The sequence below is a fragment of the Terrisporobacter muris genome (assembly GCF_024621905.1).
GTDB lineage: Bacteria > Bacillota > Clostridia > Peptostreptococcales > Peptostreptococcaceae > Terrisporobacter > Terrisporobacter muris.
This window is the reverse complement of sequence record NZ_JANKBY010000302.1, coordinates 1-4,480: the sequence shown is the minus strand read 5'-3', so window position 1 is coordinate 4,480 and position 4,480 is coordinate 1. Positions and strand designations below refer to the sequence as shown.

Annotated in this window: 5 protein-coding genes; 1 reads left to right on the top strand and 4 read right to left on the bottom strand. The window is 29.1% G+C overall.

The window, feature by feature from the left end; all coding sequences use genetic code 11:
- The first annotated feature begins 207 nt into the window (after positions 1-207).
- On the top strand, positions 208-963 hold the full coding sequence (gene yaaA / locus NSA58_RS16565) for a peroxide stress protein YaaA (RefSeq protein WP_052232974.1): 756 nt from the start codon (positions 208-210) through the stop codon (positions 961-963).
- 49 nt (positions 964-1,012) lie between these two features.
- On the opposite strand, the gene plsX is transcribed toward yaaA, so the two are convergent.
- From plsX to NSA58_RS16545, 4 genes are all read right to left on the bottom strand, one after another.
- Positions 1,013-2,044 carry a phosphate acyltransferase PlsX gene (gene plsX / locus NSA58_RS16560; RefSeq protein ID WP_039679654.1) on the bottom strand — a complete coding sequence of 344 codons (1,032 nt, stop codon included), beginning with the start codon at positions 2,042-2,044 and terminating at the stop codon, positions 1,013-1,015.
- Between the two features lie 154 nt (positions 2,045-2,198).
- Positions 2,199-2,375, bottom strand: coding sequence for a 50S ribosomal protein L32 (rpmF, locus tag NSA58_RS16555; RefSeq protein WP_018589781.1), 177 nt, complete (start codon positions 2,373-2,375; stop codon positions 2,199-2,201).
- 13 nt (positions 2,376-2,388) lie between these two features.
- Positions 2,389-2,916 (bottom strand): YceD family protein, encoded by a 528-nt coding sequence (locus tag NSA58_RS16550; RefSeq protein WP_039679655.1) that lies wholly within the window; start codon positions 2,914-2,916, stop codon positions 2,389-2,391.
- 215 nt (positions 2,917-3,131) lie between these two features.
- Positions 3,132-4,328 carry an acetate/propionate family kinase gene (locus NSA58_RS16545; protein ID WP_039679656.1) on the bottom strand — a complete coding sequence of 399 codons (1,197 nt, stop codon included), beginning with the start codon at positions 4,326-4,328 and terminating at the stop codon, positions 3,132-3,134.
- Between the last annotated feature and the right edge of the window lie 152 nt (positions 4,329-4,480).

Sequence of the window (4,480 nt, the reverse complement as noted above, 5' to 3'; positions counted from 1 at the left end):
TTTACAATATAAAAAAGTAATAGTTTACATCAGTCCTTTTCCTCATATTATTTCACCTGCAGTTTTTTCATAATATGGAAAACAGCTATATGATAAATTAATTTATTTTATATTTAAAATGATTTTCTTCTCCTTATTTATGATATAATCGTGAATAAATTAATATAAAAACTCAAATTAAATTCAAATTATTAGGAGGTAAAAAGTTTGATATCAATTATTTCACCTGCCAAAAACATGAGAAATATTAAAATTAATAATATAAATCCTAAAACTTTAGGAACAAATAGATATTTCACAGAGGAAACAAAGGAAATAATACAAGTATTAAAATCCTTAAGCCCATACGATATTCAATCCTTAATGAAAGTTAATGAAAAAATAGCATTTCAATCCTATGCATATTTTCAGGATTTTAACTTCAGAGAAGAAGGCGTATGTGGTCTTTTAGCTTATGATGGTTTAGTTTTTAAAAATATAAAAGCCGAAGATTTTACTAAAGAAGATTTTGAATTTGCTAATAATAAGGTGAAAATCTTAGATGCATTTTATGGTATAGTAAACCCTTTAGATGAAGTTTTACCTTATAGGTTAGAGATGCAATATCCTATAAAGGTTAACGATAAAAATCTTTATAAATTTTGGAATGATAAAATATATAATAAATTATATGGTGAAGATAAAGTCATTGTTAATTTAGCTTCTGAAGAATATGCAAAGGTCGTAAGGAGATTTTTAAGAGAAGACGACATATTTATCGATATAGATTTTAAAGTTCATAAAAATGGAAAATTAAAAACTTTAGCAACGTTAGCTAAAATGGCTAGAGGACAAATGATAAAATATATAGTTAAAAATAAAATAAATAATCCTGAAGATTTAAAAAACTTCACCTTTGATAATTATAAATTTTCTCATAGTTTATCAACGAGTCAAAAATTTGTTTTCATAAAAGAAGATTAAGAACAATTTTATAATAAAAAACCTTCCAAATTAAATGGAAGGTTTTTTATTAGTTTTCTTCTTTATTTTCTTTAGCTTTTTCAGCTTCTTTTTTTTCTAGTAAATATGATTCTATATCTTCTACTACATTGCCATTCACAAAGCTTATGGCTTGATTTATGGCATTTTTTATAGCTTTTGAATCTGAACTTCCGTGAGCTTTTATTACTCCACCTTTCACTCCTAAGAATGGAGCTCCACCGTATTCAGAGTAATCTAGGAATGCTTTTAATTTTCTCATGTCTTCTTTTATTAATAAAGCTCCTAGTTTGCCTTTTGTGCTACTCATTAAAGTTTCCTTCATAAGCTTCATCATTCCCATTGCCACACCTTCACAAGTTTTTAGCATTATGTTGCCTGTGAAACCATCACAAACTATTACATCAGCCTTAGATTCTATAACATCTCTACCTTCTACGTTTCCTATAAAGTTTAAATCCATGTTCTTTAATTCTTCATAAGCAGCTTTTACTAACTCATTTCCTTTTCCTTCTTCTGACCCTATATTAGCAAGACCTATTCTTGGATTTTCCATGTTTAAAACTTTTTTAAGATATATATTTGCCATCACAGCAAACTCGCTTAAGTTTCTAGGCTTACAATCTGCATTAGCACCACTATCTGCTATTATAGTCATACTTCCTTTTATATTGGGCATACAAGGACAAAGACAAGGTCTATCTATTCCTTTTATTCTTCCAACTACTAAAGTAGCCCCCGTAAGTAAAGCTCCTGTACTACCTGCTGATACAATGGCATCAGCTTTCTTTTCTTTTACTAAGTTTAAACCTACAACCATAGATGAATCTTTTTTTCTTCTTATTGCTTGAACTGGTTTGTCTTCATTTTGTATGATTTCTGTGGTATGTACTATTTCTAGTTTACTTCTATCGAATTCATATGCTGAAAATTCTTTTTCAAGTATATCTTTATCTCCTGTGATTAATATTTCCACATTGTATTCTTTTATAGCTTCAACAACTCCACTTACTATAGCTTTAGGAGCATTATCTCCACCCATTCCATCTACTACTATTCTCATAATTACCTCCTTGCATATTTATGTATAAATTTATATATAACTACAAAATATTATTAGTATTTTACAGTAATGATTTCATCTTTTCAACTCTTATTTATTTTTATATTTTAACAAAAAAACATGTAGATTACTCTACATGTTTTTAAAAATATCATTATTCAGATACTATTTCTTTACCTTTGTAATGTCCACAATCTGGACAAACTCTATGTGGTAATTTTGGTTCATGACATTGTGGACACTCTACGAATCCTGTTGCTGTCATTTTTGAGTTAGCCGCTCTTCTCATTTTAGTTTTTGATTTAGCTGTTTTACGCTTAGGTACTGCCATTTAAGCCACCTCCTTAGTCATTTTTAAATAAATCTTTTAATTTAGCAAAACGTGGATCTATATCATCCTCGTCATTGGCAATTTGGCTACATGCACAAGTTTCCCTATTTAGGTTAGCTCCACAGTTTTGACAAAGCCCTTCACAGTCTTCCCCACAAAGAGATTGTACTGGTAAGTTAAAAATCAATGTCTGTCCTATTATGTCAAGTAAATCTACCTCATCACCGTCAATAATAAAAGCATCATAATCTTCAAACTCATCTTCGTCAAAATCTTCTTTCACTAAGAAACCTTCTATAGCATATTCTATTGGTACTTTAACTTCATCTAAACATCTAGCACAATTATCTACCATTTCGAAACTTATATTAGCATCTAAATAATATCCTTTGTTAGTTCTAGATATTTTACCTATAAGGTTTAACGGTGAAGCTATTTTATATGTGTTCTCACAATAATTAATAGTATCAATTTTTTGCGAAAAATTCAAGTCTATTTTATCAGTTTCTTTTCTATTTAACTTGTCTAGACTAATTATCATACTTTCACCTCGTTATATTACCAAATTCATTATACAAATCTAGTCAATGTTTGTCAAGTATTTTTACTTGATAGTTAAAAATAAGGTTTTGATACTTTATTTGTAAATAAACTTAAAATAAGTTATTAAAATCATTTTAAGGTAGGTCTAAGCCTACCTTAAAACTTTAAATATATTATTCACAATAAAAATATTTTAATAAATAAATTTTTTAATTATTTAACTAAAGCTACAGTATCTCTAGCTATCATTAATTCTTCGTTAGTTGGTATTAATAATATTTTAACTGCAGAATCTTCTGTAGATATTACTCTTTCTTTACCTCTAACTTTATTAGCTTCTTTATCTAATTTCATTCCTAAGAATTCCATGTTTGAAGCTATCATCTCTCTCATGTCTATTCCGTTTTCACCAACACCAGCAGTAAATACAACAGCATCTACACCGTTCATTTCAGCAGCATAAGATCCTATATATTTTTTAACTCTTTGAGCATAAGCATCTAAAGCAACTTGAGCTTTTTCGTCTCCGTTATGAGCTGCATCTTCTATATCTCTGAAGTCAGAAGATATGCCAGTCATTCCATATACTCCTGATTGCTTATTCATCATTGCATCTATTTGGTCTGCATTTAAGTTTTCTTTTCTCATTAAGAATGGTAATATAGCAGCATCTATATCTCCACATCTAGTTCCCATTATTAAACCTTCTAATGGAGTGAATCCCATAGAAGTATCTACACATTTACCACCATCAACAGCAGCTATAGAAGCTCCGTTTCCTAAGTGGCAAGTTATTATTTTAAGATCTTTTATATCTTTTCCTAACATTTCTGCAGCTCTTTGAGATACATATTTGTGAGAAGTTCCGTGGAATCCGTATCTTCTTACACCGTATTTAGTGTATAACTCATGTGGTAAACCATATAAGTAAGATTTTTTAGGCATTGTTTGATGGAAAGCAGTATCAAATACTCCTACCATTGGTACTCCTGGAAGTATAGCTTTACAAGCATCTATTCCCATTATGTTAGCTGGGTTGTGAAGTGGAGCTAAGTCTATACATTCTTTTAATGCAGCTTCTACTTCGTCAGTTATTACAACTGAAGTTGCAAATTTTTCACCTGCATGAACAACTCTGTGTCCTACTGCTTCAACTTCTTTAATGTCTTTTACACCACCGTAAGTTGGGTCAACCACAGCATCTAAAACTAATTTTATAGCTTCTTCATGGTTTTTCATTGGTTGTTCAACTATGTATTTACCTTCAACACCATCTTTTTCTTGCTTAAGTATAGAACCTTCTATACCTATTCTTTCTACTAATCCTACACATAATACTGCTTCATTTTCCATATCTATTAATTGATATTTTAATGAAGAACTACCACAGTTTAATACTAATACTTTCATTATTAGCAATCCTCCTTAAAAATTTAAAAATTTTCCTTAAATTAATATTCAAAATGACTATTTAACTTTACATTGTCAATCATAATAAATATAACACCTTTTTAATTAAAAGTACATACTATTTATAAAAATATCCTTTATGTAATATTTAA

What these genes read in the sequence shown, in the direction of transcription:
- plsX (WP_039679654.1), bottom strand. Translation starts at nt 2,044, where the DNA reads ATGAGAATAGTAGTAGATGGAATGGGTGGAGATAATGCTCCTAAAGCT.
- rpmF (WP_018589781.1), bottom strand. Translation starts at nt 2,375, where the DNA reads ATGGCAGTACCTAAGCGTAAAACAGCTAAATCAAAAACTAAAATGAGA.
- NSA58_RS16550 (WP_039679655.1), bottom strand. Translation starts at nt 2,916, where the DNA reads ATGATAATTAGTCTAGACAAGTTAAATAGAAAAGAAACTGATAAAATA.
- NSA58_RS16545 (WP_039679656.1), bottom strand. Translation starts at nt 4,328, where the DNA reads ATGAAAGTATTAGTATTAAACTGTGGTAGTTCTTCATTAAAATATCAA.